The 25,168-nt window shown below is 63.2% G+C and carries 28 protein-coding genes and 2 pseudogenes; 16 read left to right on the top strand and 14 right to left on the bottom strand.

Annotation, left to right across the window (positions count from 1 at the left end):
- The first annotated feature begins 126 nt into the window (after positions 1-126).
- The 6 genes from ASD30_RS09795 to ASD30_RS26030 all read left to right on the top strand — a co-directional run bounded on the left by ASD30_RS09795 (position 127) and on the right by ASD30_RS26030 (position 6,676).
- Positions 127-1,257, top strand: coding sequence for a hypothetical protein (locus ASD30_RS09795; protein WP_235532555.1), 1,131 nt, complete (start codon positions 127-129; stop codon positions 1,255-1,257).
- Positions 1,258-1,434: 177 nt separating this feature from the next.
- Positions 1,435-3,861, top strand: a complete 2,427-nt coding sequence (locus ASD30_RS09790) for a hypothetical protein (protein ID WP_156393586.1) — start codon at positions 1,435-1,437, stop codon at positions 3,859-3,861.
- Positions 3,862-4,120: 259 nt separating this feature from the next.
- Positions 4,121-4,765 (top strand): hypothetical protein, encoded by a 645-nt coding sequence (locus ASD30_RS09785; RefSeq protein ID WP_056680775.1) that lies wholly within the window; start codon positions 4,121-4,123, stop codon positions 4,763-4,765.
- A gap of 25 nt (positions 4,766-4,790) precedes the next feature.
- A complete protein-coding gene (locus ASD30_RS26890; RefSeq protein ID WP_162250937.1) occupies positions 4,791-5,240 on the top strand; it encodes a hypothetical protein in 450 nt (149 codons plus the stop codon).
- Positions 5,241-5,336: 96 nt separating this feature from the next.
- Entirely contained in the window at positions 5,337-5,816 is a 480-nt protein-coding gene (locus tag ASD30_RS09775; RefSeq protein ID WP_056680769.1) for a TIR domain-containing protein, read from the top strand.
- Entirely contained in the window at positions 5,813-6,676 is an 864-nt protein-coding gene (locus ASD30_RS26030; protein WP_082563729.1) for an HIT family protein, read from the top strand. The genes ASD30_RS09775 and ASD30_RS26030 overlap by 4 nt, the downstream gene beginning before the upstream one ends.
- Before the next feature lie 73 nt (positions 6,677-6,749).
- On the opposite strand, the gene ASD30_RS09765 is transcribed toward ASD30_RS26030, so the two are convergent.
- A complete protein-coding gene (locus tag ASD30_RS09765; protein ID WP_056680763.1) occupies positions 6,750-7,319 on the bottom strand; it encodes a TIR domain-containing protein in 570 nt (189 codons plus the stop codon).
- A 244-nt stretch (positions 7,320-7,563) separates the two neighbouring features.
- Between ASD30_RS09765 and ASD30_RS09760 the strand changes: the two genes are divergently transcribed.
- The 5 genes from ASD30_RS09760 (at position 7,564) to ASD30_RS09735 (ending at position 11,026) form a co-directional block, all read left to right on the top strand.
- Positions 7,564-8,241 (top strand): recombinase family protein, encoded by a 678-nt coding sequence (locus ASD30_RS09760; protein WP_056680760.1) that lies wholly within the window; start codon positions 7,564-7,566, stop codon positions 8,239-8,241.
- A gap of 398 nt (positions 8,242-8,639) precedes the next feature.
- Positions 8,640-9,680 (top strand): hypothetical protein, encoded by a 1,041-nt coding sequence (locus tag ASD30_RS09755; RefSeq protein ID WP_156393584.1) that lies wholly within the window; start codon positions 8,640-8,642, stop codon positions 9,678-9,680.
- Between the two features lie 106 nt (positions 9,681-9,786).
- Positions 9,787-10,122 carry a hypothetical protein gene (locus ASD30_RS27155; RefSeq protein ID WP_056680754.1) on the top strand — a complete coding sequence of 112 codons (336 nt, stop codon included), beginning with the start codon at positions 9,787-9,789 and terminating at the stop codon, positions 10,120-10,122.
- A 202-nt stretch (positions 10,123-10,324) separates the two neighbouring features.
- Positions 10,325-10,660 (top strand): DUF2958 domain-containing protein, encoded by a 336-nt coding sequence (locus ASD30_RS26520; RefSeq protein ID WP_056680747.1) that lies wholly within the window; start codon positions 10,325-10,327, stop codon positions 10,658-10,660.
- Between the two features lie 48 nt (positions 10,661-10,708).
- On the top strand, positions 10,709-11,026 hold the full coding sequence (locus ASD30_RS09735; RefSeq protein WP_056680744.1) for a histone-like nucleoid-structuring protein Lsr2: 318 nt from the start codon (positions 10,709-10,711) through the stop codon (positions 11,024-11,026).
- A 296-nt stretch (positions 11,027-11,322) separates the two neighbouring features.
- Here ASD30_RS09735 and ASD30_RS09725 read toward each other — a convergent pair whose 3' ends face one another.
- The 7 genes from ASD30_RS09725 to ASD30_RS09700 form a co-directional block, all read right to left on the bottom strand.
- A complete protein-coding gene (locus ASD30_RS09725) occupies positions 11,323-11,802 on the bottom strand; it encodes a DUF4259 domain-containing protein (protein ID WP_156393583.1) in 480 nt (159 codons plus the stop codon).
- Entirely contained in the window at positions 11,789-12,151 is a 363-nt protein-coding gene (locus ASD30_RS26515; RefSeq protein ID WP_156393582.1) for a hypothetical protein, read from the bottom strand. Before ASD30_RS26515 ends, ASD30_RS09725 begins: the two co-directional genes overlap by 14 nt.
- Positions 12,152-12,367: a hypothetical protein gene (locus ASD30_RS09720; protein WP_056680737.1), complete on the bottom strand. Its 216-nt coding sequence runs from the start codon at positions 12,365-12,367 to the stop codon at positions 12,152-12,154.
- 1 nt (position 12,368) lies between these two features.
- Positions 12,369-12,692 (bottom strand): hypothetical protein, encoded by a 324-nt coding sequence (locus ASD30_RS09715; protein WP_056680734.1) that lies wholly within the window; start codon positions 12,690-12,692, stop codon positions 12,369-12,371.
- A gap of 1 nt (position 12,693) precedes the next feature.
- Positions 12,694-13,161 (bottom strand): DUF4262 domain-containing protein, encoded by a 468-nt coding sequence (locus ASD30_RS09710; protein WP_056680730.1) that lies wholly within the window; start codon positions 13,159-13,161, stop codon positions 12,694-12,696.
- Positions 13,162-13,621: 460 nt separating this feature from the next.
- The gene (locus ASD30_RS09705; RefSeq protein ID WP_156393581.1) at positions 13,622-13,939 is read right to left on the bottom strand and encodes a hypothetical protein; all 318 of its coding nucleotides are present in this window, start codon (positions 13,937-13,939) and stop codon (positions 13,622-13,624) included.
- A gap of 106 nt (positions 13,940-14,045) precedes the next feature.
- Positions 14,046-14,882 (bottom strand): GIY-YIG nuclease family protein, encoded by an 837-nt coding sequence (locus ASD30_RS09700; RefSeq protein WP_200951128.1) that lies wholly within the window; start codon positions 14,880-14,882, stop codon positions 14,046-14,048.
- A 91-nt stretch (positions 14,883-14,973) separates the two neighbouring features.
- On the opposite strand from ASD30_RS09700, the gene ASD30_RS09695 reads away from it, so the two are divergent.
- Positions 14,974-16,620 carry a hypothetical protein gene (locus ASD30_RS09695; RefSeq protein ID WP_056680724.1) on the top strand — a complete coding sequence of 549 codons (1,647 nt, stop codon included), beginning with the start codon at positions 14,974-14,976 and terminating at the stop codon, positions 16,618-16,620.
- Between the two features lie 77 nt (positions 16,621-16,697).
- Here ASD30_RS09695 and ASD30_RS09690 read toward each other — a convergent pair whose 3' ends face one another.
- From ASD30_RS09690 to ASD30_RS09680, 3 genes are read right to left on the bottom strand one after another with little or no spacing between them, the layout of a single operon-like run.
- Positions 16,698-16,925 (bottom strand): hypothetical protein, encoded by a 228-nt coding sequence (locus tag ASD30_RS09690; protein WP_056680720.1) that lies wholly within the window; start codon positions 16,923-16,925, stop codon positions 16,698-16,700.
- Complete coding sequence (locus ASD30_RS09685; RefSeq protein ID WP_056680717.1) at positions 16,922-17,461, bottom strand: hypothetical protein; 540 nt, start codon at positions 17,459-17,461, stop codon at positions 16,922-16,924. The genes ASD30_RS09690 and ASD30_RS09685 overlap by 4 nt, the downstream gene beginning before the upstream one ends.
- 10 nt (positions 17,462-17,471) lie before the next feature.
- A complete protein-coding gene (locus tag ASD30_RS09680; protein WP_056680714.1) occupies positions 17,472-17,933 on the bottom strand; it encodes a DUF6416 domain-containing protein in 462 nt (153 codons plus the stop codon).
- Between the two features lie 164 nt (positions 17,934-18,097).
- On the opposite strand from ASD30_RS09680, the gene ASD30_RS09675 reads away from it, so the two are divergent.
- Positions 18,098-19,030, top strand: a complete 933-nt coding sequence (locus ASD30_RS09675; RefSeq protein WP_156393580.1) for a hypothetical protein — start codon at positions 18,098-18,100, stop codon at positions 19,028-19,030.
- A gap of 364 nt (positions 19,031-19,394) precedes the next feature.
- Here ASD30_RS09675 and ASD30_RS09670 read toward each other — a convergent pair whose 3' ends face one another.
- Complete coding sequence (locus ASD30_RS09670) at positions 19,395-20,438, bottom strand: alpha/beta fold hydrolase (RefSeq protein ID WP_162250936.1); 1,044 nt, start codon at positions 20,436-20,438, stop codon at positions 19,395-19,397.
- 223 nt (positions 20,439-20,661) lie between these two features.
- Between ASD30_RS09670 and ASD30_RS09665 the strand changes: the two genes are divergently transcribed.
- Positions 20,662-21,336, top strand: coding sequence for a TetR/AcrR family transcriptional regulator (locus tag ASD30_RS09665; RefSeq protein ID WP_082563725.1), 675 nt, complete (start codon positions 20,662-20,664; stop codon positions 21,334-21,336).
- A gap of 180 nt (positions 21,337-21,516) precedes the next feature.
- Positions 21,517-21,597: pseudogene (locus ASD30_RS27935) on the top strand (hypothetical protein); the annotation flags it as partial.
- Positions 21,598-21,789: 192 nt separating this feature from the next.
- Here the strand turns inward: ASD30_RS27935 and ASD30_RS27930 are convergent.
- Positions 21,790-22,083: pseudogene (locus ASD30_RS27930) on the bottom strand (AMP-binding enzyme); the annotation flags it as partial.
- A gap of 41 nt (positions 22,084-22,124) precedes the next feature.
- A complete protein-coding gene (locus ASD30_RS09660; protein WP_327152725.1) occupies positions 22,125-23,345 on the bottom strand; it encodes an AMP-binding protein in 1,221 nt (406 codons plus the stop codon).
- Positions 23,346-23,450: 105 nt separating this feature from the next.
- On the opposite strand from ASD30_RS09660, the gene ASD30_RS09655 reads away from it, so the two are divergent.
- Positions 23,451-25,067: an AMP-binding protein gene (locus ASD30_RS09655; RefSeq protein WP_056680703.1), complete on the top strand. Its 1,617-nt coding sequence runs from the start codon at positions 23,451-23,453 to the stop codon at positions 25,065-25,067.
- The last annotated feature ends 101 nt before the right edge of the window (positions 25,068-25,168 follow it).

The raw sequence follows: 25,168 nt of genomic DNA, 5'->3' as shown, positions 1-25,168 counted from the left end.
CTATTCAGAACTGGCCGAAGGAGTTTCGGGAGCCCATTGTGGACTAAGTTAGTCCTGATAAAATAGAACTATTTAAAGAATGACCAACATCGGAGAATACAAATGCTCAAAAGAATCCTAATCGTGGTGGCTGCCGTCCTTGTCTGGCTCGCCGCCACCGCTGTTCCTTCGCAGGCCGCAGGCAACGGCATGCACTGCCACAACGGCGGTGACCCTTCGCAGACCTACTCCTACTGCACCGTGACCAGTGCCAATCCCACGATCACGAAGATCAACTACTTCCACGGCAACACTTTGGTGAAGCGTGTGCAGGGCGGACCGGGCACGAGCTACAGCACTCCGAAGGCGATCTTCTCGGCCAGCTGGTACCACCTCTATGGCAAGGTCTCGATCTTCACTGCTGATGGCGACCTCGTACAGCGACTGTCGGTCGACGTGACTGGCGACAACGACGAGAACAATCTCGGGGCCTATCCCTCGTTCAGTGACGCACCCACTACTAGTGGAGCTACCCCTGTCCCTGTTGCGAGCGGCCCTACTGCGCCCAAGTCTTGGGCCAAGGCGTGGAGCAAGAAGCGTTCTGGCTACGCCACCACGTCCAAGGTGGGGAGAACGAACGCCGTTACCACCACCACGCTTAGTAAGCGGGGAAAGGCAAAGAAGGCCATGGTGTCCTACCAGTGGTTCGTGGGAGGAAAGCTCGCCAAGAAGGGCTCAACGGCTGCTGCCCGCGCGTATCGGCCCGTTGCGTCGCAGGCCGGCAAGACACTGGTGCTCAAGGCGCTGATCTCTAAGGCTGGCTACAGGTCTCGTATCAAGAGCATCAGCTACGGACAGATCGCTCCAGCCTTCACGCCCCACCTCGGCGAATGGATTCTCTCCAAGGGGAGCGCCACCAACTACGACCTCTGCGGCGATGCGGAACAATCCATCGCGTTCACCGTGAACAGCAATCGAACCGTGACGGTTTCGCAGGCTGCTGGCATCGACACCAACTCCACCAAGCCTGTCTACGTAGACGGGAACTCCGCGACGCTGCCCATCAGCGCGACCAATGAAGTTCACGGCACCCTGACTGGGCTCCACGCCCTGACCTGCACCGGCGGATCGAGCAATGCCGCCACGCTGAAGGTCGACGTGCAGTTCAGCTCGGCGACGAAAGTCTCAGGCAGCATCCTGATCGCCGACGCCTCCCTCGCTCCCTCTGGTGCCCCTACGACCTTCGCGGTCGCGGACGGTGGCTACTACACCAGTTGATAGTTGACCGCGTGGAGGTTTCACAGTTGGTTCCTCGCAGTCAATAGGGTCGCAAGGGCCCCGGCAATCACTAGAAGCACTGTTCTCCGATGGTGTGATTGTCGGGGCTCTTGCTTTGCATTCTCCTGCTGATAGTGCTCACACCTATGACTTGAGCGAACTACTAGGAGAACGGACATGGACAATCAACAATTACGAAGGGCTGTGGGACTTGGATTTCTCACTGGTCTTTTTACGTTTCTAATACTCACCGTCGGAGGGACGATCAGTTCCGCAAGCGCTTGGGACGGCGTCGGCGGCGGTGGTTCAGGAGGGAGCTCCTGCAACGGCTACCAGGCCACCTGGAAGCTATACGGCAACAAGAACATGGCGCAGCCCACCCAGAAGCCCACGGCCAACACGAGCGCATGGAACGCCTTCAACTCCGATGCTGCTGAGTGGTGCGGCGGCTACGGCGAGAACGACCTCCCTGCGAGCCTGATCGCAGGCTGCAAGCGATCTACGTTCATCTGGGCCCTGATGACCTCGGCCTACAACGGCAACGGTGGCGACGGATTCCTCTCCAACGCTGCCTCCTCCAAGAACTCAAGCTCAGGGGTCGTGAACAGTTACATCGACGGCTTGGGCAACGGATCTGGCTACTACAACGACGCCCGTGACCGTATCGAGAAACTCGACACCCAGCACTACTCCGGTGGCGGCATGGTCATCGGCTGTAGCTATGTGTGGGACGACGGACCCGGCATCACCTGGGGTACCCAGTGCAGCGACCTGGCCATGTGGGATACCAAGGTGCACCTAGGCGGCGCGACCGCCACCGACACCTACGACACCGCCACTGAAGCCCGCTTGAACTGCCTTCTCCGCTGTCCCACCGTCGATACCAGTAAGGCTGACTCGAACTACCACAAGTGGGTGAGAGCATCCCGCGCACGAGCCTCCCAGAACGACGAAAGTGGCTGGGTGCCTCAGGAGAACAGCGCAGGTGACTCCATGAACGGTGACACCCAAGCGGCGCTCTCGCGACGAGGTGCCTGGTGCTTCTCGCGGCCCAGCGACACGCAGACAGTCACCCGAACCAAGGTCACTGAGTCTGACCTTCCCGGCGCCACCTACCCCTACCTGTGGAGGACCGAGGTCGCTGACGGAACCGGTACGACCCATCCAGGGCCCACACAGTTCACACCGCAAACCGCGGGCGACGTGAAGACGCCCTACGGCCAGCTCCTCGACAACGCCGCCGCTTCCGAAACGGAGCCAACGGCAACGCAGATCGCCATCGCGGGCAACGCCACCGACGCCGCTGATCACGGCAAGGTGACGCTTACGGACTCCAACAAGCAATGGCTGGCCGAAGGCGCGGTCCTGAACGTCACTGAGCGGACCTACTACGCATACCTAAGTCACTACACCCGTACCGAGCAGCCCCAGAAGTGCACGCAGATCCGCGGCTGGGCCTTCACCTACTCGCGCTGGGAAGACGTGACTATGACTCAAGGCGCATGGGCAGGCTGTGGGACCACGGGCACCGATTGGGTCAACAACGGTGCTTTCACCCTTTCCGAGGACTACTACATCCAGGCCCAGACGCCCGAACTGACCAACTTCTTCCAGGCGGTGAGCAATCACTGCAACGCCGACGGCTACGCATTGGCGCGGGGAGCGACCAATGGCAGGGGGACGGCCATCGAGCAAGTCGCCAACAACGACTCGTCAAAGAACTGGTCCGGCTCCCTCCTCAGCGCAAAGATCACCGGTACAGGCGCGGGAGACTCACCCGCCAACCACGCGCTGTGGGGTGCAGCTGGTTCTGACGCGAGAGGAACCGGCGGAGCAGGCTTCTACGACAAGGAATGTGCCTACGAAGGAGTCAAGGCTGATGGGGGTCCGGAAAGCACGATGCAGACGGATTTCCGAGATAACGAGTTCCATGATTTCGCTGTGGATCTATACCAGCCAAAGGCGCAGGGAGTGGTTCAGGAGGACGCCGGTCAGGCTGTCACCACCACCGTGACTCGCTGGCTGTTGGGCACTCCACAGGTTGCCCAGTTGGAGAACCAGGGGACCTTCAGCATGAAGAACCAAGCCGGTGAACCCATGTTTAGCCAGGGCAGCGAGGTTGCCGCGAGCCCGACAACGGGTCAACAGATGGCACCAGTTCAGAAGGACTGGGACACCGCTCCCTTCCAGTCCCGAAACCTCAGCATCACGGCTGGCCAGTCGAGCACTTTCAGGGTTGCTGCTAACTGGCCTTCTCGGGCGGCACGTCCGCAAGTATTCACCGTGAAGTGGGAGTACACACCCACTGTGCAGAACACCCTCCCGACCACAGTGGGCTTCAGCGCAGGTGGGACTCGCTACTACGAGCTGACCGTCGAAGGTGCTCGCATTCAGGGCAAGGTCAACGGCAAGTTTGGTGCGGACGAGTCTCCAGCCACTTACGGCTTGCAGACTGCCAACACTGGCACTGGGACGAGCAACAAGATTGACGTGCCGCTCTACTACGGCTCGGACCTTGATTCCTCCTACCAGTGGAAACAGGACCCACACACCTACAGTCCGTTCTATAGCTCCGTGAGGTTCGTTCGGGCTGCTGGTGACTGATAGTGATGTGTGAGGCTGAATGAGTTGTCGGCCTCACCCTCCTTGTGCGGAATGGTTACCCGCTACTGAAGCTCCCCAACTGTGATTGAAGTCGCCGGTTGGGGAGCTTCGCCTTGAGAGTTGCCCCTACTGCCCGCCTCCTGACTGGCGCGGGCACCACAGCAGTAGCCGACAGCTCTGCGGGTGGCAGGCGAGGTCTGTCGGTTTGCGTCACCTCGACCCCGTTGCATCCAGGCCGCAGGACACGGAACATCAATCCATGGCATCTCACGCGGCAACGCTGACCCTGCCCGAGGGCGTCTATTCCGACGGTGAGCACCTGTGGCGCGCCAAGGCAGGAGTCAGCTCAACCTTCGAAGAGCATGAAGCTGCGCGAGACCTATTTATGGACCTCCACCGCGACCAGTTCTGGAATCCCTGGCGCATGGAGGAGCAAGCAGGGGACCTCGAGCGCGCGCAAGAGGTCATGGAGGAGTGGGAGCGGGCAGAACCTGGCTTCCGGCAAATGACCAAACGGCAGATGCAAGCGCGGCTTGCACGCATGGACCGCGAGGCTGAGAAGCGCCTTGCTGCCAAGGACGTGGAGCGGGAGGCGAACCTTCAGTGCTACGACTCCGACCGCGACCAGGCCCGCCTTCGACTTCTCGAAGCCCGATGCGTTCTTGCGCACAAGGAGTCCGAGCTTGATGGGCTGAAGTCCGGTGAACGGTTTCCCGCCATGGCGCCGGAGCGGAGGGCTGCCGACATTGCCAAACTCGAAGCCGCCATTGAGGCGCTTCGAGCCACCGTGGGACGGCTCGTCCCGGTGGTGGGCGACCCCGAGGACGTCCCAGACGAGCACGGTCGCCTTCCCCGGGACCGGAGGAGCTTGGACGCACTACCTCTACAGCAAGCGGCGGATTGAGGAGGTCCGCGAACTCCGGGTCGGGGTGGTTGAGCTTGAAGGTCGCCTGAAGGAATCGACCGGCCGTTCGGAGCGATCAAGTATTCGCGCCGACCGTGACGTCACGCAATGGCGTCTCAAGAAGCTCCTCGAGGTTCCCCGGCAGGAGCACGCAGATATGTGCTCTGACTGCGCACTTCCGGCATACCAGCACGGCTATGTCACGCCGCCCTATGTCGGCCCGTGCCCCGCCTGGCCAGGACAGCGCGCCATCCACGCCGAACTCATGAAGATGCTTGAATCCTTCGCCACCCGGCGCAACGACCCGGCCCAGCCCACGGCACCCAAGCCCAAACCGCTCGCAGTCGTACCTTCAGGTTTGAGCATCAACGAGGTGGTCGCCCGGCTACAGGAGCTTCAGGCAGAGTTCCCCGATGCCGAGGTTCGCCGCGGCCGCGCGAACCGTTGGGAGTTGTGGCAGGGCAAGGCCGATTGAACAATGAAGCCATCTACTGTGTCTCCGCGCACCTGCCTAACTGTCGGAAGGTGTCGCTAGGGTCGAAGTCCCAGACTCCGAGACCAGGGAACGACCATGGCCAAGACCGTCTTCTACAGCTTTCATTACGACCGCGACGTGCACCGCGTGCAGCTGATCAAGAACATCAACGCACTCGAAGGGCAGCCACTCCTGAACTCGCAGCAGTGGGAAGCGGTTCAGCGCGGTGGGGCCGCCGCCATCCAGAAGTGGATTGACGGGGAGATGGCCTATAAGCGTGCCGTCATCGTGCTGATCGGCAAGGAAACTGCCGCCCGCCCGTGGGTCAAGTACGAAATCCAAAAGGCCTGGGCAGACAAGAAGCCGATGCTCGGGGTTCGCATCCATGGCATCTCGTCCATGGGAACGGCGGACTCCATCGGGGGCGATCCCTTCGCGGTGGCCGGCCTCTCTGGCGTCCCAATCTTTGACCCGACGGCCCGGGACTGGCAGAACCGAATCGATACCCAGGCCACGTACAAGGCATTGGCTAGCAGCATTGAGCATTGGTCCTCGCAGGGTGTGGTCCGCCGATGACAAGCAGCGGCCCATGTCCCTTCTGTCAGATCGTCAAAGGTGAGGACCCGAATGCTCGGGTCGTTTACCAAGACCAGAACGTCACGGCCTTCTTCCCTCTCACGCCTGCCACTCGCGGTCACACGTTGGTCGTCCCAAATAGGCACGTGGCCGAACACGTTGACCTGACCGATGCGGAGAGTCGGCAACTTGGCGCTGCCGTAAGGCGAACAGCGATCGCAGTCCGGTCGGCGGTATCTCCCGACGGGCTCAATCTCATCCAGTCGACTGGCGTAACAGCAACGCAAACCATTCCACATGTGCACTTCCACGTGGTGCCCCGGTGGGCTGGCGATGCTCTGACTCTGTCCTGGCCAGCCGATGCAGCCGAGAGCTCAAACGCCCAAGAGCAGACTCTCGCGCTCGTGCGCTCAACGCTGCCGTCTCGGGCAGGAGATGTTTCCCCCGAGGACAGGCGCCAACACCTGACATTCGTTCAAGCGATCGTCACGCGGATGTCGCAGGCGTCGTCTGCAGCCAAGACTTGGCTGCTTCCCATCGTCACGCTGACCTACGGCTACGCGGTGACGAAGCAACAGTTCTGGGTAGCCGTCCTTGGGCTGATCGCGGTCGCCATCTTTGGTCTCCTCGATGCCAACTACCTCAAGCAAGAGCGCGCATTCCGCAAGCTCTACGACAGTGTCTCAGCGGGGGGTGACATCCCGGCATTCGCCTTGAATCCCGCACTTGCAGGACCTGGGGGTACGAAGGTCAACTATTGGCCCGACTGGGAGGACATTCGTTCTTGGGCGGTGGCGCCGGTCTACGGTCCGCTGCTTTTGGCGGGGATCGCAATAGCTGTGTGGGCACACTGCCATTAGGCCGGTCGCCTGTCACTGCGCACCGGGCTAAAGGGACATTGACGCTGCGCCAGGTGGTGCCGTCACGCGCAGGCTACGACAACCCCACGTACGTGCCGCGCCCAGCTGCGAATGAGCCCAAGCGCTCTGCCTGACGTCCCGACTGCCGGACTACAAACGGGCGCAGGACGCCCGCGTCACGAACTTTCTCCAGAGTCTTGTAGAGGCCCAGGTACTCCTCGCCGGTGTAGGTGCCTGTTCCCGTTGTGATCGGACAGATGGCAACCTTCTCTGGCCCGTGGGTGCCGTCGAAGAACCCGAGTTCCCATGGCATCCATCTTGAAGTGGATGCGTTCTGAGAAGTTGCATACACAAGCGACTTGCACCTCTTCATCTGCTCGCGGAGGTGAGCTGCGGTGGTTGCATTCACGCTTCGCCTGTCGAGCTGCGGGTCTTCGAGCCAGTCGACGTATACCGTGAGCCCGTCTGCCTCCAGCGTGCGCTTCAAACCAAGAATGAGTAGGGCATCGCTGAAGCTGTGGCTCAGGAAGACGTCATAGTTGCCAGTTGCTGACTTCGACAGTCGGGAGAGCTCTGACTGCGCGGCACTCGCCGTCAGGCTGCCTGCCTGTTGCCGAAGTTCAGTTGCGGTGTAGTAGGTCATGGGTGGCTCTCTGGTCGACGCGGTCAGCGGCGCCCGGTGGGTCGCAACTGTCTCCCCGAAAGGCTATGAGACAGCGCCGACAGAACTGGGTGGCTCACGCTGTTCCGATTGCTTCGGTTCCCGAACGCTCGCACCGGCGCTCCAACACGACCGACCTCGTACCCGGCTCCCGCGGACAGCCGCATGCTCGAAACCCGTTCCGATATTCCACGTCGGAACCCGTTCGGGAAGTCAGGAGGAAGCCATGAAGTACGGCTACGGAAGGGTGAGCAGTGCTCGCCAGGACCCGTCAACCCAGATCGAGGAGCTCGTCCGCTACGGCGTACCCCGGGAGCACATCGAAACCGAAGTCGTCTCGGGCGCGAAGGCCAAACGCAAGGTGCTCTACAGCCTGCTCGAAGAGCTGACTTCGGGGGATGAGCTTCACGTGACCAAGTTGGATCGGCTGGGCCGCAGCGCCGACGAGCTGAACACCATCTCCAAGCACCTCGAGGCCAACAGCATCACGCTTGTCATCGGTGGCAAGGCCTACGATCCGACCGACCCCAAGGACGCACTCTTCTTTGGCATGCTCACCCTGTTCGCCGAGTTCGAACGTGCCCTGCTCATTGAGCGGACCAAGGATCGGCTGGACTACCTCCGGGACAACGGCATCAAGGTCGGCCGTGCGAGGGCGACTACTCCCGCCCAAGAGATTGCCATCTTCAAAATGAAGGACCGCGGGTTCAGCTACCGCGAAATCCGCGAGGCCACCGGATTGAGCAACGGCGTCATCAGCCGCATCCTCAAGGACGCAGATCTCGCGGAAACTTACGCGGCAGATCCGGCGCTACGGCGCGACGTGCGCAAGCTCGAATCAGACCGCGAGAAGGCCATGAAGCGGCTCGCATCGGAGTATGCCAAGGCCGCAGACACGGCCTGAACGACGAACGGTTTGAAGGGCGCCGTCGAGATACTCAGGCAGTGGATAACCGGACCGTGAACAGCCGCCAGCTTGAAGTACTCGCCTGGATCGTGGCGGGTTGCCCCGAGGGGGTGATGACCGGCACTACCCACAAGACGACCGCCGTAGCGCTACAGAACCGTCGTCTCGCAACGGTCACCAAGAAGAGGGGAATCTGGAAGGCAGAGCCCACTCCGGCTGGCCGCCACTTCGCAGCGCACGGAAGCTACCCCGACGGACACTGGCGCTCGACCTCGGCGGACCAAACCTTTACTCCGACACCACCGCCCAGGGCGAAGCCACAACGACCCGTCACGGGCCTACGTCCGACAGAACAGCTTGTCGCTGATGTGGTCGCGGCTGGAGGACGGTTGGAGTTGGCCGACATCGACCCTTCCTATTACGACAACCTGGTGCGGTCGGCCAATCGTCACGGCAAGGTCCCGGCGGGTCAGCGACTTGAGTTCAGCGGAGGGTGGCGCAAGGCGGCTGTGACCTTGACGGGTGAACCCATCCCTGCGGCGGAGGAAGCACATGAGGCTGCCAAGCCCATCATCGAGGTGCCCGTAGCTGAGCAGCTCCGGCGCCTTCATCCCGCTGTCGCCTCTGCTCGACAGGACAAGACGCGGCTGGCCTTCAAGGGTCCAGTGCGCAACCGGGCGCTTCGCGTGCTCGATGCACTCGCAAAGGAGGCGGTACGCCGGGGCTATGAAGTGTCGCGGGCCGAGGTCAACCCACGCGGTTATCGCGGCTCCTCCCGTGACAGCGATCTGGTCATCACCATCGGCGAGCACGACCACGCGCTCAGCGTGGTCGAGGACACGGACAGGACGCCCCACGAACCCACGGCCCGTGAGCTTGAGGAAGCGGCGAAGCCCTTCGGGCGGCGTATCCCGAAGTACGACCACACGCCGTCAGGGCGCCTAACGGTCCACATCAACGGCGGTTTAGGGGTTCGGCAGAGCCACTTTGGAGACACCAAGACCTACAACTTGGAGAACCGTCTTGGGGAGATCCTGCAGGAGATCGAGGGCCGCGCAGCCGCCAGCGAAGCACGCAGACTCGAACGCATCGCCCAAGCCGAAGCGGAGAAGCGCGCCTGGGAGGAGGTGCGCGACCAGGCGATCCTGGACGCTACAGAGGCCTACTACGCCAAGGTCCTCGCCAAGCAGGCGGAGCGATGGGAACGAGCCAACGAACTCGCCCGCTACCTCGACGCTATGGCCGCCCGCATCGAATCCCTCGACCCTGAACCGCGAGCCGCAGGGGAGGCGTGGCTGGCATGGTCACGGACCTACGTCGCCTCCCTGAGCCCCCTCGCGAAGAAGCTGCGCATGCCTGAGGCGCCGAAGCTCACCACCGAAGACATCAAGCCCTTCATGCGTGGTCTTTCGCCCTACGGGCCACGGGGATACTAGGGCGGGATGGTCCTAAAAATAGGCATCCTGAAGGAACTTGTCTGAGGCTTGATACGGCCAGCAGAGCCCGTTGTGGACTCCCGGAGCGCCATTCATGTTGGCGCCTATGACCAACAAGAACACCGCTGCCACCGCCCCTGCCACGCCCGTCGCGAAGAAGGCTGCTGCCAAGAAGGCTCCCGCCAAGCCTGCAGTCATCAAGGCTCCGGCCCCGGTCACGGAACCGACCGTGCTTTACGACCTGGACACCTTCCGCACGCTCAAGAAGGAGTCCACTGACGCGCTCAACGCGCTCATGTATGACGCCCGTCTCAAGCGGCCCAAGGGGTCGGCCACTCCGGAAGAGGCCGTGGCCAAGGTCAACGCGCTCATCGCCAGCTACCGCGAGTGGGTACGGCTTGTCGCCGAGGCCGCCACGCCGCTGGAAGTGCAGAGCAACTGATGGCCACCACCGTCGTAGTGGGAGTCCTGCCACCCTGCGACCTGTGCGAGGCCGACGCCTCCGGGTTGGAGCCGGAGACGGCTGCTTTCGATGCCAGGACCGTGACCGGCCAATGGGCCTACCTCTGCCACCGACACTACGAGGTCCACGGTGTGGGGCTCGGCACAGGGCAAGGACAGCGGCTCGTCCTCCGGGCGGCGCAATGAAGGCCACCGACGCACTTCGCGGCCACACATTGTTGCCGCCCGCCGACGTGCTTGCCCAGGTTCCAGCGCTCTATGCGACGGACGGGGTCCGCGTGGAGGAGAAGCTGATCCATGCGCGCTTCTACTGCGGTGCGGCTACCTGGCTAATGGCGGAGTTCGACGGCGAGCAACTGGCCTTTGGCTACTGCGATCTTGGCCTCGGATTTCCGGAATGGGGCTACTTCTCCATCCAGGAGCTCCACGAACTGTTGGTGGTCAAGGAGGGCATTCCCATCTACGTGGAGCGCGATCTGGCATTTGTGGCGCGCCCCTTCGGAGCCATCCGTCAGTAGCGGAGGGTGCGCTACGTTGGCGCCGAACCCGAACTTGGAAGGAAAGCCATGGCGCAGAAGGTAATCACGCTCATCTCCTCGGACTTGAGTGGAGCGGAGGGCGCTGCGGAGTATTCCTTCGCTCTTGATGGCGTGGAGTACGCCATCGACCTCACGGCCAAGGAGAAGGACGAGCTGGACAAGGCTCTTGCCCGCTTTATCGAGGCTGGCCGGAAGGTGGGTGCTCGCGGTCGTAAGGCAGCTAAGTCCGCTTCCGGCACCTCGGCCGCAGAGGTGCGGGCCTGGGGCAAGGAGAACGGCTACTCAGTGCCGGACCGAGGCCGTATCCCCGCCGAAGTTCGCGAGGCCTTCGAGGCCACGAACTGAGGCTGTTGAAACGCAAAGGGACCGACCTGATGGTCGGTCCCTTTTGCATATGCGTCTCAGCGGTGGTCATGACTACCGCCGAGCTAGTCGTGTGTTGTTTCAGGCAGCCCACCCTTCGTGGGGCGGAATCGGACCCCAGCGAGTGATGTGCATCAGGTGCGCGAAGTCCTCGTAGTCCAGGATCCTCTCGGCTTCCTCCAGGAGCAAGTCCATTGCGAAGCACCACTGGGAACCCGGAAGCGAACGTCTGTCGGCAAGGAGCGCTGAAACCTCCACGATGAAATCACCCAGCGTTCTCATGCCGCGTCCGTCTCGATGCTTCGGTACTCCTCTGCGACGTCCCATGCGCTCACCGGGCCCGTCAGCTCTGAGGCCAAGGTGGTCAGCATGTCGGCGCGGTCGCGCTCCCACTCGTCGTGCGGCTCTCCATCGAGTTCATCGTCACGGATAGCCGTAACCATCTCGGCCGCTCGATGGCGGAGTTCATGGAGTTCCTGTGACTCTCCAGCGAGCATGTCGCCCGAGTGGTGAAGAACAGTCTTCAGAGCGTTGAGGATGGCTGCCGCAGCGATGATCTGATCACCCTTCCACCTGCAGAAGCCCGTCCTTTCGCAGCGCCGGTAGCAGTCCTCGCACGCCGTGGCCTCGCTGGCGAGGGCAGCTTGGAGACGGTCGAAGAGCGGGTCAAGCACATCATCGAGGTGGCACAGCCAGTCCCAGGCGCCGTCGTTGTGCCACGGCCCGATACCCCAGGCACCCATCTCAGGCTGCCTCACCTTCGAGATCGTCCTCGGCTTCGTGGTCGAAGAAGTCCTCGCCCATCAGTTCGGTGACGAACTCGCGATAGGTGGTGCCGTCTTCCTCGGAGAGGTCGCGCTTCTTGACCAGTTCTCCGTTGAGGAAGGTGTCAGACACGGCCCAGTCCATGGCAGGGTCGCAGGCCTTCAGGACGATGGGCTCGCCGGGAACGAGCCGGGACAGTGCCGCCGCGATCGGCCCGGCAGGAGTCCAGGCGGTGTCGAAGCAGACCAGGCCCGCCGGAAGCGAGCTTTCGACGCATTCACTGTGGGATTCTGCATTCCACTTTGTGCCCCAGTGGGCTCTGTTCCATTCGTACCAGCACACTTAGCCGTTTTCGTGGCGGAGCTCTTCGTCAAGAGTCGATACCCATGCGAGCTCACCGTCCACCTCCTCGAAGGTTCCGCTGCCACGGCAGCCGCCGGTTTCGAGGTCCAGCGGGGGAGGAACGATCTGAGCGAAGTCAACCTCCCCGGCTTCATTGAGCAGGAGCGCAAGCACTTCGGCCTTTGCCTCAATCTGATTGGTTACCCAGTTTGGCATTTCAAGCTACCGCCTTCTTCATATTCGCCGGTACGTAGGTCGCACCGGAGCGTTCGTATTCGTCATAGGTCCGGAATAGGACCGTGATAATCACAGGGGGCTCACCGGCCTCTTGCTCGGCATAAACCACGGCAAAGTCGGGGCATGCATCCGCGACGGCCATCCGCCGCCCCATGGGCGCAGGCCGATCCATGTCGGGGTGCTGCACGATCCACTGCGCCACGCGAGTCGGGATCCGCATCTCGGCGCAGCGCTGACGGGCATGGTGCGTGAGATTCGGCAGGCGTGAGTCGCAACGGTTGGTGCGGAGGGTGTGAACCGACACTTCAAGCCACCTCGCCTCGGTTGAGCGCGAAGGCGACCTGGGCCCACTCGGGGTCAGCGCCGGGCTCACCCGGAAACTTCATGTTCGGGTCGGGAAGGATGATCTGGAGCGCCGGGACCGTGAAGCCGGCGAAGTTGATGGCAGCGAACATTTCCGCGGCGTGGGGATCAACGGCTACGACGCGCGCCGGAGCTTGGGCGAGCAGGCTGCCCGCGGGGAGCGTCACGGCCACCGGGCTGAAGGGGAGTTCGCAGTCGTCGTCGTATGCCGCCGCGGCGTTGACGAGCATGCCCAGAAGCTGGGGTTCGACGGGGCCAGTCACGAAGATTTCCGGGCGGCCCTTCAGGATCCGTCCGATCGAGTAGGCGAAGGGGACGCCGCCGAAGACGACCTGGACTTGGTGGCCGTGATCGCGGATATTCGCAAACAGGGCGTCGGTCTCGTTGCTGAGCTTCTTCTTTGCATTCATTTCTGTCTCCTAGATTTCTGTGGGCCTTGTGCCCTTTCGAGTTGATACGCGGTCGAACAGTTCAAGCGGTCCGGTAGCGGCGCCCATTTGGTGTTGAGCCCTATCCGCTACCGGCGGCATATTTTGGGCCTCCGTCGCTTTGCCATCGGAGCCACCTCCATTCCCTTTTGTATTTCGAATTCTTCTTACATTCAAATAATAAGGGAAATGGAAGAAGAAATGCAAGTCGAAAATGTGAATTAGAAGGGAATTGAAAGAATTAAAAAGAATGGCGACAAACAAATAGGCCTCTGACCTGCACTAATGCAAATCAAAGGCCGGAAAAATAGTTCAAGGCAATATCTCACTATTCGAGATATTGCCTTGAATTGAAGAAGAGTTTTAGTTGTTGGTGCTTCGTGAGGCAACCTCAGATCGCGGCGCGGAGGAGGAAGGTCGCTCCGCGAGAGGCTGGGTTCGCCTAGCGCCCGAGCGCTTCGTTGAGCGTGATGACAACAGCCTCCGTCACTTCGGCCACCGCATCCTCTTTGGGGTCGGAGAGGGCAAACCAGATGGCGGGGACGACCTGCTTTGGGACGTAGAGGATCGAGAGGTCCTCGTACCAGGACTCCCATTCGGGAATGGTGATCAGCACGTCGAAGTCGCCCTCCTCGGGGTCCTCGTAGCGCTCAAGAGTGACGGCGGTGATGGCGGGAGAGGTGGAAGCGTCCACGCTCTTGTAGTCGCCCAGCTTGTCCGTGAAGTAGGTCTTCACCTGCTTCAGGTCGTCAATCACCACGGTGCACTCCGATCCTCAACGGTGGCTTGTTCCACCTCGATGGGCATCGTATTTGGCGCTCGAAGGACTCGCATCGACCTCGAGTGAGATCGTGCCGAGGAGGCTGCTAGTTCGAGTTGTAGCCGAAGGTTCCCGATGCAAGCGCTTCCTTCCACCACTTCTCCCGCGCAAGAACGAACTTCTGGTCAACCCTTGAGTTGAAGTTCTCGAGGATCGAGTACTGGAAGTTGGCGGCGACGTACTCCGGGCCATAGCTGCTCACGATTCCGACGAGCTCCTTGTTGCCGCCGTGGCCGTTCTTCACGTAGGCGCGCCAACGGTCGAGGAGCATGCCGTTGTCACCCGTGGCTGAGCCGACGTAGTGCTTGCCGTTGTGCATGTCGGTGATGAGGTAGACCGCCTTCTGGCCCTCCAGCGCGGCTACCCAGTCGCGCTTGTTGCGATCCAAGACTGCTTTGAGTTGTTGGAACGACAGCCGGACCCTGTCGTAGCCAGGGAACTCCACGCCATCGAAGATCGCGGGAAGGACCTGAACCACCTCAAGATCGCCGAGGGAATCCAATAGTCGAACACCACTCCGACTCGTCCGGTGGTAACGAACGATTGCACGGCCGAAGAAGGGCGCGAGGCGCTCGATCTCCACCCCTTCGTAGTTGGTGCCTTCCTTGACTCCAAGTTCCTTCGTGACCTCCTTGGCTGTGGTTAGGAGCCAGGTTCGATCGGACATCGCAAGCAGGTTGAGGGCAATGTCACCCACATTGAAGTTGCGACGTTCTCTGCGCCAGAAGAGCCAATGAACGTTGACGAGATCGGGGTCTCGCACGTACTCCTCAAGCGGGTCAGCGATCCCATTGAAGTTGTTGAACTTGACCTTGGTTCTCGTGAGCTCGTCAGGTGTGAGCTGGAGCAAGGTGCGAAGCGGCAGCACGTTGGAGTCAGGCACGCCAGGAGTATCCCGCGACCGTGGCAGCAAATTGAGCGCCAACCCAGCGATACCTGGGGTCTATGTCGGTTCCCCCAACCATAATCCCGGTGTGAGTGTTCTCTACCGAGCCTTGTGGACCTGCGCCCCCGACGACGCAGAACAGCACCTTCAGCAAGCCCGCGAGCTGTTTGCAGCGTGGGCGACCGAGGCCACGGGCGACGTGCCCCAGCTCAGCGACGGGCCGACCGTCGTGACCTTGCAGCGTCTGCGTATGCCCGAGCGGCAGCCTTACACCGTTGAGCGGTCGGTCAGCGTCCGCGCCGTTGAAGACAACGAGGGAGCTCACGGATTCGAAGGCACTACTCGCGAAACCTCTGCTGGAATGACCTGGACCACCATCGTCCGCGTGGTTGCCGTCGCTGGCGGAACGCATGTTTGGGTCGAAAACCAGGCTGAATCTGAGCGCCTTGTCGGCGTTCGGCTTGCGGTCGGGCGGCCACGCATCGTGGACGACCTGCTCGCAGCTTGTCCTAGTGCGCGCCTCGGCGGCAGCGGACTGATGGTCGAACCTCAGCCGATTCCGAGCGGTGCCGTGCCGATTCTGGTGGAGCACCTCCAGTCACCCGACCGGACGCTCCCCGTCATCGTCGTGAGCCAACCCAACAATGACGATGGTGACCCTGGAGCGTGGCTCCGTCGCGCATCAAGGATCGCTCGCCGAGTGTCGGGCGTGGCAACGGTGGCGACCCTCGACCGTGCGGCGGTTGTCGCGTTCAGTAGCGAGCTTGGGCCGTTGGCAACTTGGGACGGAAGCATTCGTGTGTACTCGCCGGTGCCGGTTGCGGACGGTGAGGGATATCGCCACCGCTACACCCTCCGCCATCTGCTTGAAGACGAAGCATCTGAGCGCGCTCAAGTGGATCGAATCGTCTACGGCGTATGCGCGCTGTCTACGCGACGACGCCCGCCTGCCGAACTCGACATCTTCGCGACTCCGGTCGCGGCAGTGGACCTCTCCAACTTCATGTCCATCGACGATGCCGACGGCCTCATCCGTGAGCTGCAATCGCAGCTGGATGCTGTCCAGGAGGACGCGAATGAGACGGTGGAGGAGCACGATGCGCTCGCCCGGGACCTGAGCATGAAGGTCGGGCATCTGAGCCGACTGCAGAAGGCCCTCAACGAGCAGGGGCTTCACAACCTCTTCTATGAGACCCAGCACGACCTCGGCGCAGGAATCCCTGATGAGGCTGACAGCGTGGAGACGGCCATCATCCTGGCGATGGACTGGCTCAGCGACTGGCTCGTCATTCACGACGACGCACCGCAGGCGCTAGACGGCATCAACACCTCCGCGAAGGCGGGTGCGTGGGGGAACACCACATGGCGCGGCTTTCGTGCGTTGGCCGCGTTCGCCGAGACACGAGATGGGGGCGGCGGCTTCGCGGGCACCTTTTATGACTGGTGCAAGAGCGATCCGCCACTCGGCTGGCCCGCGACCCCGAAGAAGTTGTCCATGGCCGAGAGCGACACTGTCCAGAAGAACGCTGTGCTTTCAGCCAAGCGCGTGTTGCCCGTCTCGACGGAAGTTGACCCCGAGGGGAGCGTGCTCATGCTTGCCCACCTCAAGATTGCCGAGGGCGGCGGAAATCTCGCCCCAAGGGTCTACTTCTATGACGACACGGCAGGGCCGACGAAGAAGGTCCATGTGGGGTTCGTTGGTCCCCACCACTTGATGCCTAACACGAGGTCGTGAACTAACGCGGCAGACCGCCTGGTCTCGAGGTGGGCCGGATCAACCACTGTGCGGGCAACTGACGTCGGCCAGCCTGCTCAAACTGCGCCCGGACGCCCAGCGGCATCACCGATCGCTACCCGTGTGGCCTTCGCAAGTTCGGCAAGATTGGAAAGAGCATCACAGAGGTCATCGACTTCCTCCCGAGTCAAGGTCAGTTGATCGTCCCAGGCTCCGGCAGCCACGTCTTCGAGCAAGCTGGCCACGCGTGCGAGGACGGAGTGTGCGTCGTTCGCGGCGTCGTGGAGGCTCTGGTACCGGGTCATACCTTCACCTCGGTACACCCCGGCACGTAGGACATGTCGGAGTCGCGGGATGCCCAAGAGATCCCTTCCGACCAGTCGCCGCTCGGCGAGAGTGCGCACCAGACCACGTTCTGGTTGTAGCTCCAGCGACCGGTCGCGCGCCCCATGCGCGCCTCGAACTCGCCGCGTGCAGCAAGGCGGGCAAGCGTTGCGCCCAGAAAGGCGGAGGCGGTGTAGGTCTTCGATTTGATGGCTGTGTGGCCGTAGCGGTCGACCAGGAACTTGAAGGCGTCCGGGTATTGCGCTGCGAGTGCGTGCTCGATGACGCCGAACTCGACCCAGGTCGTTCCGAACTGGGAGACGATCTCGGGCAGCGCGACGTCCAAGCCGAGCTGGGAAGCAAGCTCCCCGATCTCCGGCAAGTCCGGCGGGGGAGGCATGCGCTCCCAGCTATAGGTACCGGGGTAGGCGTGGCCCGACCCGAGCGGGCACGTGAATGCCCATCCGCCGCTCTCCGGCACCAGGACGCCTTCCTGAGGGTCTTCCTCGGTGTGCATCGGGCATACCTCACGCATTGCCTTCGCCTCCGTTGATCGCGCTCCGGGCGCTGTTGAAGATTGCTGCCGTGGCGGGCGCGATCCAGTAGCTGGCGCTACCTCCCACGGGGCCGTCGTCGTACTGAACCGGCAGCGGCCGACCTACAGCATTCGCGTGCCGCCCAGGCCAAGCCAGAACTCCAGCGACGCCGTACTTGCCGTTGGGGATGCCGAGGCGATCTGCGATTTCCTCTCCGCTCACCTTGTTTCCCGGCTCGTCAAGCAGCAGCTCGAACATGGCCGTGGCGCGTTCCGAGAGCTTCGACCACACGACCTGGGCCTTACCTAGGTCGTCGTCGCTCTGGCCCCACGGGGCAACGGCCACACTCGCGGCGGGGGACGCCGGGGCATCCTCACCAGCGAGCCAGGCACTAAAGAATCCGTAGAACTCCGCAACACGGTCATCCGGAACTGGAACTGTGACGTCAGGCATGGTGACTCCTCTCTACATTTGATGACTCTTAGCCATGAAGGAAGGGTAAGACCTAGGTAAGAGCCAAGTCAAGACCCATCCTTGAGGGAGTGCACCTAAGACGGGCCTCGTTCGGCGACTCGGGTGTCGTCAATCTGTCGGCGGGCTCCGTCATCGTCAGCTCCATGAGTGAGCACTACCTGTACGTCGCCTGCAGCTGTTTCAGGGATGGCCGCACCACTGAGCCACCCTTCCCGCGGGCGAAGCTCGGGTTCGATCGGTACGGCAACGTGAAGCTCGCCGCCGAGAAGTCGCCAGAAGACTCCCCGGATGGGCTCTGGGAATGGCGCGACAACAAGGCATGCGAGCACCACGACATGAGGCTCGTTGACCGCATCTATGAAGGCTCGCGCGCTGACTGGGATTACCCCTACGTAGAGCAAGCGATTGCGGGGGAGGGATTCGAGCGGCTCCGCGAGTTGCTGCACCGTGATGTGAGCGGCGATGCCGCCATCTTTGCCACGGCTGATGAGGCTGCAGCTGGGCTGGCCGAGATGCAGGAGCTTCTCGACAAGCCGACCGGCATCACGTCACGGGTGCTGATGGACCCGCGAGGACGGGTATCGAAGGCAATTGACCGAGACGGATACGACGGAAACACCGAGTTCACTCAGGTGGGCGCCTATCGGGACTACCCCTCGGTCCGCATTGAAGGTGTCGCTGAACTCGGGATCGAAGGTTTCGAGTTCGTCCTCCGCGAGTACGGGGGCAAGGACTGGGAGCACAGCAGGTCGCAAACCATGCAGGTCTTCCAGACGGGCCGGGACGAGATCTACATCGGTGGGTCGTTCCTCCAGCGGACCTTGTTTTTGCCGGGCGAGGGGTCGCACCCGTCCTGGGGGTTGTCGCCGCGGCTCTGGTTCATCAGCGGTTACCCGGAGCCGTCTCGGCGCGAGCCCTACGTGCCCGAGCTCCTCAAGGTGGAACTCCAAGAGCAACGAATGGTCGATCTCGACTACCGACTGACGGTCTTCAGGGACGTCCTCGAGGCATCCGCCAGCACTGGCAACCCGGTGGTGTCCTACTACAGCGGGCACAGCCTCGGATTCGAGCAGTAGCACCGGGCAGTACGTCGCACCTCGCAGTCAGGCAGCAGTAGCTGCGGACCAACGCGGTGCCATGCGATCAACGACGGATCGTGCGGGAACGAGGCTCGATGTCAGAGAACGTCAGCAGGGGAGCGGGCCGAAGCCCTGGGCATACGCCAAGACGTCTAGCGCGTGGAATACATGACGAATCGTGTGTCTCTGGCTTCACTCACGACGGCTACAACCCTTTCTGACCTGCAGTCATTCCCGACATACCCCACCACACGTACCGACCTGGTTACCTGTCGTGGCCTACTGCCAGCCCCCGGGGTGGCTTTGGCGAGGCCCATTCGCGGTACTCCAGTCGGACGCGCTGGTCACGTCCGAGAGCGAGTCACACGCAGGCGTTACGAACGGGTATGCCGTTGAAGCGGTCGCGGAGCCACGTCGGCCCGGTGAGGCTTTCCTGGAGCACGAGGTTCATAATGTGCCCAGCGCCGGTTCCGACGGCGAGTGTCGGCAGTGGCGAGCGGTTGAGAACGGCGGTGGCTCCACGGGCGCACCACTGACGAACGACTGCCTTCGCAGGCCCGGAGGGGACCACGTCGTCGTTGTCGCCGACGGCCACCATGATCGGCGCCTGAGGAGGCGCCGTGCCGACCCTCATCTTGTTCAGGTAGGAGCGGGTGAGCGGATTCGAGTCGAGCATCTGGGTGATCGACTGCCCCGTGGTCGTCCAGGTTCGTGATGGAACGCCCCCGAACCGAAGTCCTGTCGTGAAGATGCACTGGGTGCTGGTTGCCCTGAGCATGGCTTTTCCGGCGGTGTTGAGTCCTCGTTCGATCACCTTCCGGGTGGCTGGCTCGTCGGCGATCATTCCGTTGAGGAAGTACCCCACGTAGCCGGATGCGATGGTTCCGTCCATGTGCTCGAACGTGGCCCGGTCATCGAACGGACCGTCGCCGGAGAAGGTGCCGACGACGTGCAGCTCGGGCGCATAGCTCCCGGCCAACTGTCCACTGGCGGCAGCGGCCTGCCCTCCTTGGGAGTAGCCGAAGAACCCGACTGGTCCGTTGGCCGGGATCCGGGTCCCCGGCACGTGGCGTGCCGCCCGGGCTGCGTCGATCACGGCGTGCGCCTCTGCGGTCGGGTTCAACCAGGTGTGGAGGCCGGGAGTGCCGAGTCCTTGGTAGTCGGTGACGACCACGGCCATGCCTTGGGCAAGGAGCCAGTTGATCACCACGATCTCGTAGCCGGCGATGATGCCTGCTGACGAGCTGAGTCCGACTGGTGTGGTGAGTGTCTTAGACGGGGCGCACTCGTCGCCCTCGCCCTGGGTCCCTACAGCGACGCTGACCAACGGGCGTGGACCCCGCCCGGTCCACGGAAGCAACGGGTCGAGAACGGTGCCAGTGACAGCGATCGGCGTGTGGTTCATGTCGGTGCTTCGGTACATGATCCGCGTCGCGCGTGCCAGCGCCAGTGCAGCCGCGGGTTGAGAGCGGATGATCGTTCCCGGACGACCGTTGGGCACGGAAGAGGGCGGTGTGTAGAAGCCGTCCCCAGGAGTGAGGGCCGTTCCGCTTGTTGGCGCCAGCACTGCCCCAAGGAACCCGAGTGTGGCAGCGGCGACTGTGAGAGAACGGACACCGATTCGACGCATGAGCACTCCTGACGATAAACAGTTCGTATGGACTGTTTGTAGTTTAGGCGTCGGGCGCTGTCAACCGAGCGAATTGAGGGTGTCGATGCAGGAACGCAGCAATCGGTCCAGGTCGGCCGTCCTGGACGCGGCGATCGCGCTGCTGGTTGAGCGCGGTCTGCCCGCTGTGACGACCCGCAGCGTGCAGCAGGCCAGTGGGTTGGCCAGGGGCGGCTTCCTTCACCACTTCCCGACGAGGGAGGCGCTTGTGGCTGACGTTGTGCGCGAACTCCTGCAAAGGCGTGCCCATCGAGCCGAAATCGTCATCGCCGAGATGGAAATGGGCGCACCCGGCGACCGCATCTCGGCGGCAATCCGGGCCGGCTCCGTCCTGTTCTCAGGTCCCGACTTCTTGGCCGAGCAGGAACTCTGGACGGCGGCTCGAACCGACCCGGCCCTGAGGGACGCACTCGCGCCCGTCGTCGGCTGGTTGGACGCGAAGCTGGCCGAGCAGCTCCCACGGCTCTTCGGAGAAGAAGCTGCTGCGAACCCCAGATTCCCGCTGGTCGCGGAGCTCTCGGTCAACCTATTGGTCGGGCTCGCGGTCACCGCGCCGATCACCGGACTGGCTGGCCGTGAGGCATTGGTGGATCAATGGTGCGAGATCGTCAGGCCCATTCTTGGGGTGCACTGATTTGGGCGCGCGAAACCTCGATTCCCGAGGGCCCAGCCACGCGGTGAACTATCGAGTTCTGAGGTCGGTGCTGCGCCTGTTGATGGGCCTGATGGGTGGCAGTTGGAGGATGCCACCGACGGCGTCATCGCACTCCTCGACGAGCTCGGCGTCGAACGAGCCGTGTTCTGCGGCTTCTCGATGGGTGGCGTGATGGCGGTCGACATCGCGAGGCGGCATCCGGGTCGGGTCGCCGGGATCGTGGTTCAGGCATCGGCCGCCTGCTACACCACGACAGCTCGAAACCGAACCCTGTGGCGGATGCTTGCACTGGTCATCCCGGAACTCGGCCGGAGCAACCGCGTCCTGCAAGGCCAACTCGTTCTCACGCTGACGCAGCTCGACACGCCGGATCTTGCCCGAGATGGTCTTCGGCAGCTCACCGAACTCGAGCCGCCGGATGCGGAGGTACGGCGCCAGGTGCTCGCGCGCATACTTCAGGATCTCGAAGGCCGTCTCGGCGGTCGGCTCGTGGCCGGGCGCCAGCACGACGTACGCCTTCGGGACCGCCAGCCGCACTGGATCGGGCGCCGGCACGACGGCAGCCTCGGCCACCGCGGGGTGCTCGATAAGCACGCTCTCGAGTTCGAAGGGGCTGACCTTGTAGTCGGAGGCCTTGAACACGTCGTCGGTGCGCCCGATGTAGGTGATGTAGCCGTCGGCGTCGACGGAGGCCACGTCACCGGTTTGGTAGACGCCGCCGGCCATCGCCTCGGCGTTGCGCTCGACGTCACCGAGGTAGCCCGTCATCAGGGGAAGCGGACGCCCGGTCGGCCCCTCGAGGTCGAGGCAGATCTCTCGCCCTCGGCACCCGCACCGGAAAGCCGTTCACCGGTCGACGGATCCACCAGCACCACGGGCACACCGGGCAGCGGCCGCCCCATCGAGCCCGGCTTGACCAGAGCGCCCGGGACATTCCCGACGACGGCCGTCATCTCCGTCTGCCCGAAGCCGTCACGCAGCGTCAGGCCCCACTTCTCCCGGACCTGGGCTATGACCTCGGGGTTTAGCGGCTCGCCGGCGCCGATGATCTGCCGCAGCGCACCGGCTCCTCCCGAAAGGTCGGCCTTGATCAGCATCCGCCACACCGTCGGCGGCGCACAGAAGGTGGTGACCTGTTCCTGGCGCAGCGCGGCCAGCAGCGACGGCGCGTCGAAGCGCGTGTAGTTGTAGATGAAGATCGTCGCCTCGGCGATCCAGGTCGCGAAGAAGCAGGACCACGCGTGCTTGGCCCAGCCGGGCGAGCTGATGTTGAGGTGCACGTCGCCGGGTTGCAGGCCCAGCCAGTACATCGTCGTGAGGTGGCCGACAGGGTAGGAGGCCTGGGTGTGCTCGACCAGCTTCGGCTTGCTGGTGGTGCCCGAGGTGAAGTAGAGGAGTAGCCGGTCCTCCGGCGTCGTCGCAGGGTGCTCGACACCGGAGTCGTCGAGGCCTTGATGCTCGCTCAGGTCGTGCCAGCCGCCCACCGCTCCAACCGAGATCCGGGTGTAGTCACCGGCCACCTCGTCGAACTTAGCGACGTCGGCAGCATTGCAGATCACGTGCCTGGCCTCGCCTCGAGCGATCCGGTCGGTCAGGTCTGCGGGCCCGGCGGCGGTGGCGGTCGGCATGATGACCGCGCCGAGCTTCATCACGGCGAGCATGCACTGCCGCAGCTCGATCTGATTGCCCAGCATGATGATCACCGAGTCGCCCTTGCGCACGCCTCGCTCGGCCAGCCAGCGGGCGACCTGGTTGGAGCTGCGCCGCATCTCGTCGTACGACGAGGAGGAACGGGTTCCGTCCTCCTCCAAGATCACCACGGCCGGCTGCTCGTTCCCGGCAGCGACCTGGTCGAACCAGTCGACGGCCCAGTTGAACCGCTCTCCCACGTCCGACCATCGGAAGGAGCCGAGGGCCTCGGCGTAGCTACCGGACAATGAGATCAGCTGGTCGCGCGCGGCGCGGTAGGTGGAGGTCGGTGAGTTCATGGATGCTGCTCCCTTTCGACTGGGTTCATGCTCACCCGCCTGCGCGGCCGACCCTGTTCATAATCTGCACATGCTCGGACCCCTGCCGTGGCTAGTCTGCCGAGTATGGAGTCGTACGCCGCCGGTGAACTCAAACCCCCGCTGCTGGAGGAGACGATCGGGGCCAACTTCGAGCGCACCGTCGCCGCCCATCCCAACCGCGAGGCCCTGGTCGACGTGGCGAGTGGGCGGCGCTGGACCTGGGCCGAGCTCGACCGCGACATCGACGCCCTCGCACGCGGCCTGCTCGCGGCCGGGCTGACCACCGGGGACCGGGTCGGGATCTGGGCGCCGAACTGCGCGGAGTGGGTGCTGGTGCAGTACGCCACCGCGAAGCTCGGCATCATCCTGGTCAACGTCAACCCCGCCTACCGCACCCACGAGTTCGCCTACGCCGTCAACCAGGCCGGCGTGCGCCTCCTGGTCAGCGCGGAGAGCTTCAAGACCAGCGACTACCGCGCGATGGTTGCCGAGACGCACGCGGAGTGCCCAGCCCTCGAGCGGGTCGTCTTCATCGGCACCGACGACTGGTCCGACCTGGTCGCGTCCGGTGCGGGCGTGCCGGAAGGCGCGGTGGCGGAGCGGATGGCCGAGCTCGAACCAGGCGATGCGATCAACATCCAGTACACCTCCGGCACCACCGGCCGCCCCAAGGGCGCGACGCTGAGCCACCGCAACATCCTCAACAACGGCTACTTCGTGACCAACCTGATCGACCTCGGTCCCGACGACCGCCTCTGCATCCCGGTGCCCTTCTACCACTGCTTCGGGATGGTGATGGGCAACCTCGGCTGCACCTCCCACGGCGCCACGATGGTCATCCCGGCGCCCGGGTTCGACCCCGAGATCACCTTGCGCACGATCGCCGCGGAGAAGTGCACGGGCGTGTACGGCGTACCGACGATGTTCATCGCGATGCAGAACCACCCGAGCTTCGCCGAGCACGACCTGTCCTCGCTCCGCACCGGCATCATGGCCGGGTCGATCTGTCCGGTCGAGGTGATGAAGCACTGCGTCGACGACATGCACATGGCCGAGGTCTCCATCGCCTACGGCATGACCGAGACCTCGCCTGTCTCCTGCCAGACGCGGTCCGACGACGACCTGGACCGGCGCACGTCGACGATCGGTCGCGCGCACCCGCACGTGGAGATCAAGATCGTCGACCCCGTCACCGGCGACACCGTCGAGCGCGGCCAGCCGGGCGAGTTCTGCACCCGCGGATACTCCGTCATGCTGGGCTACTGGGAGGACCCCGAGAAGACCGCGGAGGCCATCGACAATGACGGCTGGATGCACACCGGTGACCTGGCCGAGATGCGCGAGGACGGCTACTGCAACATCGTCGGCCGGATCAAGGACATGGTGATCCGGGGCGGCGAGAACGTCTACCCGCGCGAGATCGAGGACTTCCTCTACGCGCACCCCGACATCGAGGACGTCCAGGTCATCGGCGTCCCCGACGCGAAGTACGGCGAGGAGCTGTGCGCCTGGATCAAGCTCAAGGCCGGCGCCGCCGAGCTCGATGCGTCGGCGGTTCGCGCGTACGCCGACGGCAAGCTCGCGCACTACAAGATCCCGCGCTACGTGCTGCTCGTGGACGAGTTCCCGATGACCGTCACCGGGAAGATCCGCAAGGCCGAGATGCGCGAGGAGACCGCCAAGCGGCTGGACCTCGGCTAATGGCAATACCGTTCAGTTAGGGCGGAGTTACCGTGTAGGTCGGTAGGCCCTTGGGCTGGGGCCAGGTGGCGTGATGGGCGCGTTTGACGTGCCACTTGACG

This window comes from Nocardioides sp. Root140 (assembly GCF_001426745.1).
GTDB lineage: Bacteria > Actinomycetota > Actinomycetes > Propionibacteriales > Nocardioidaceae > Nocardioides.
This window is presented reverse-complemented; position numbering and strand designations above follow the sequence as displayed.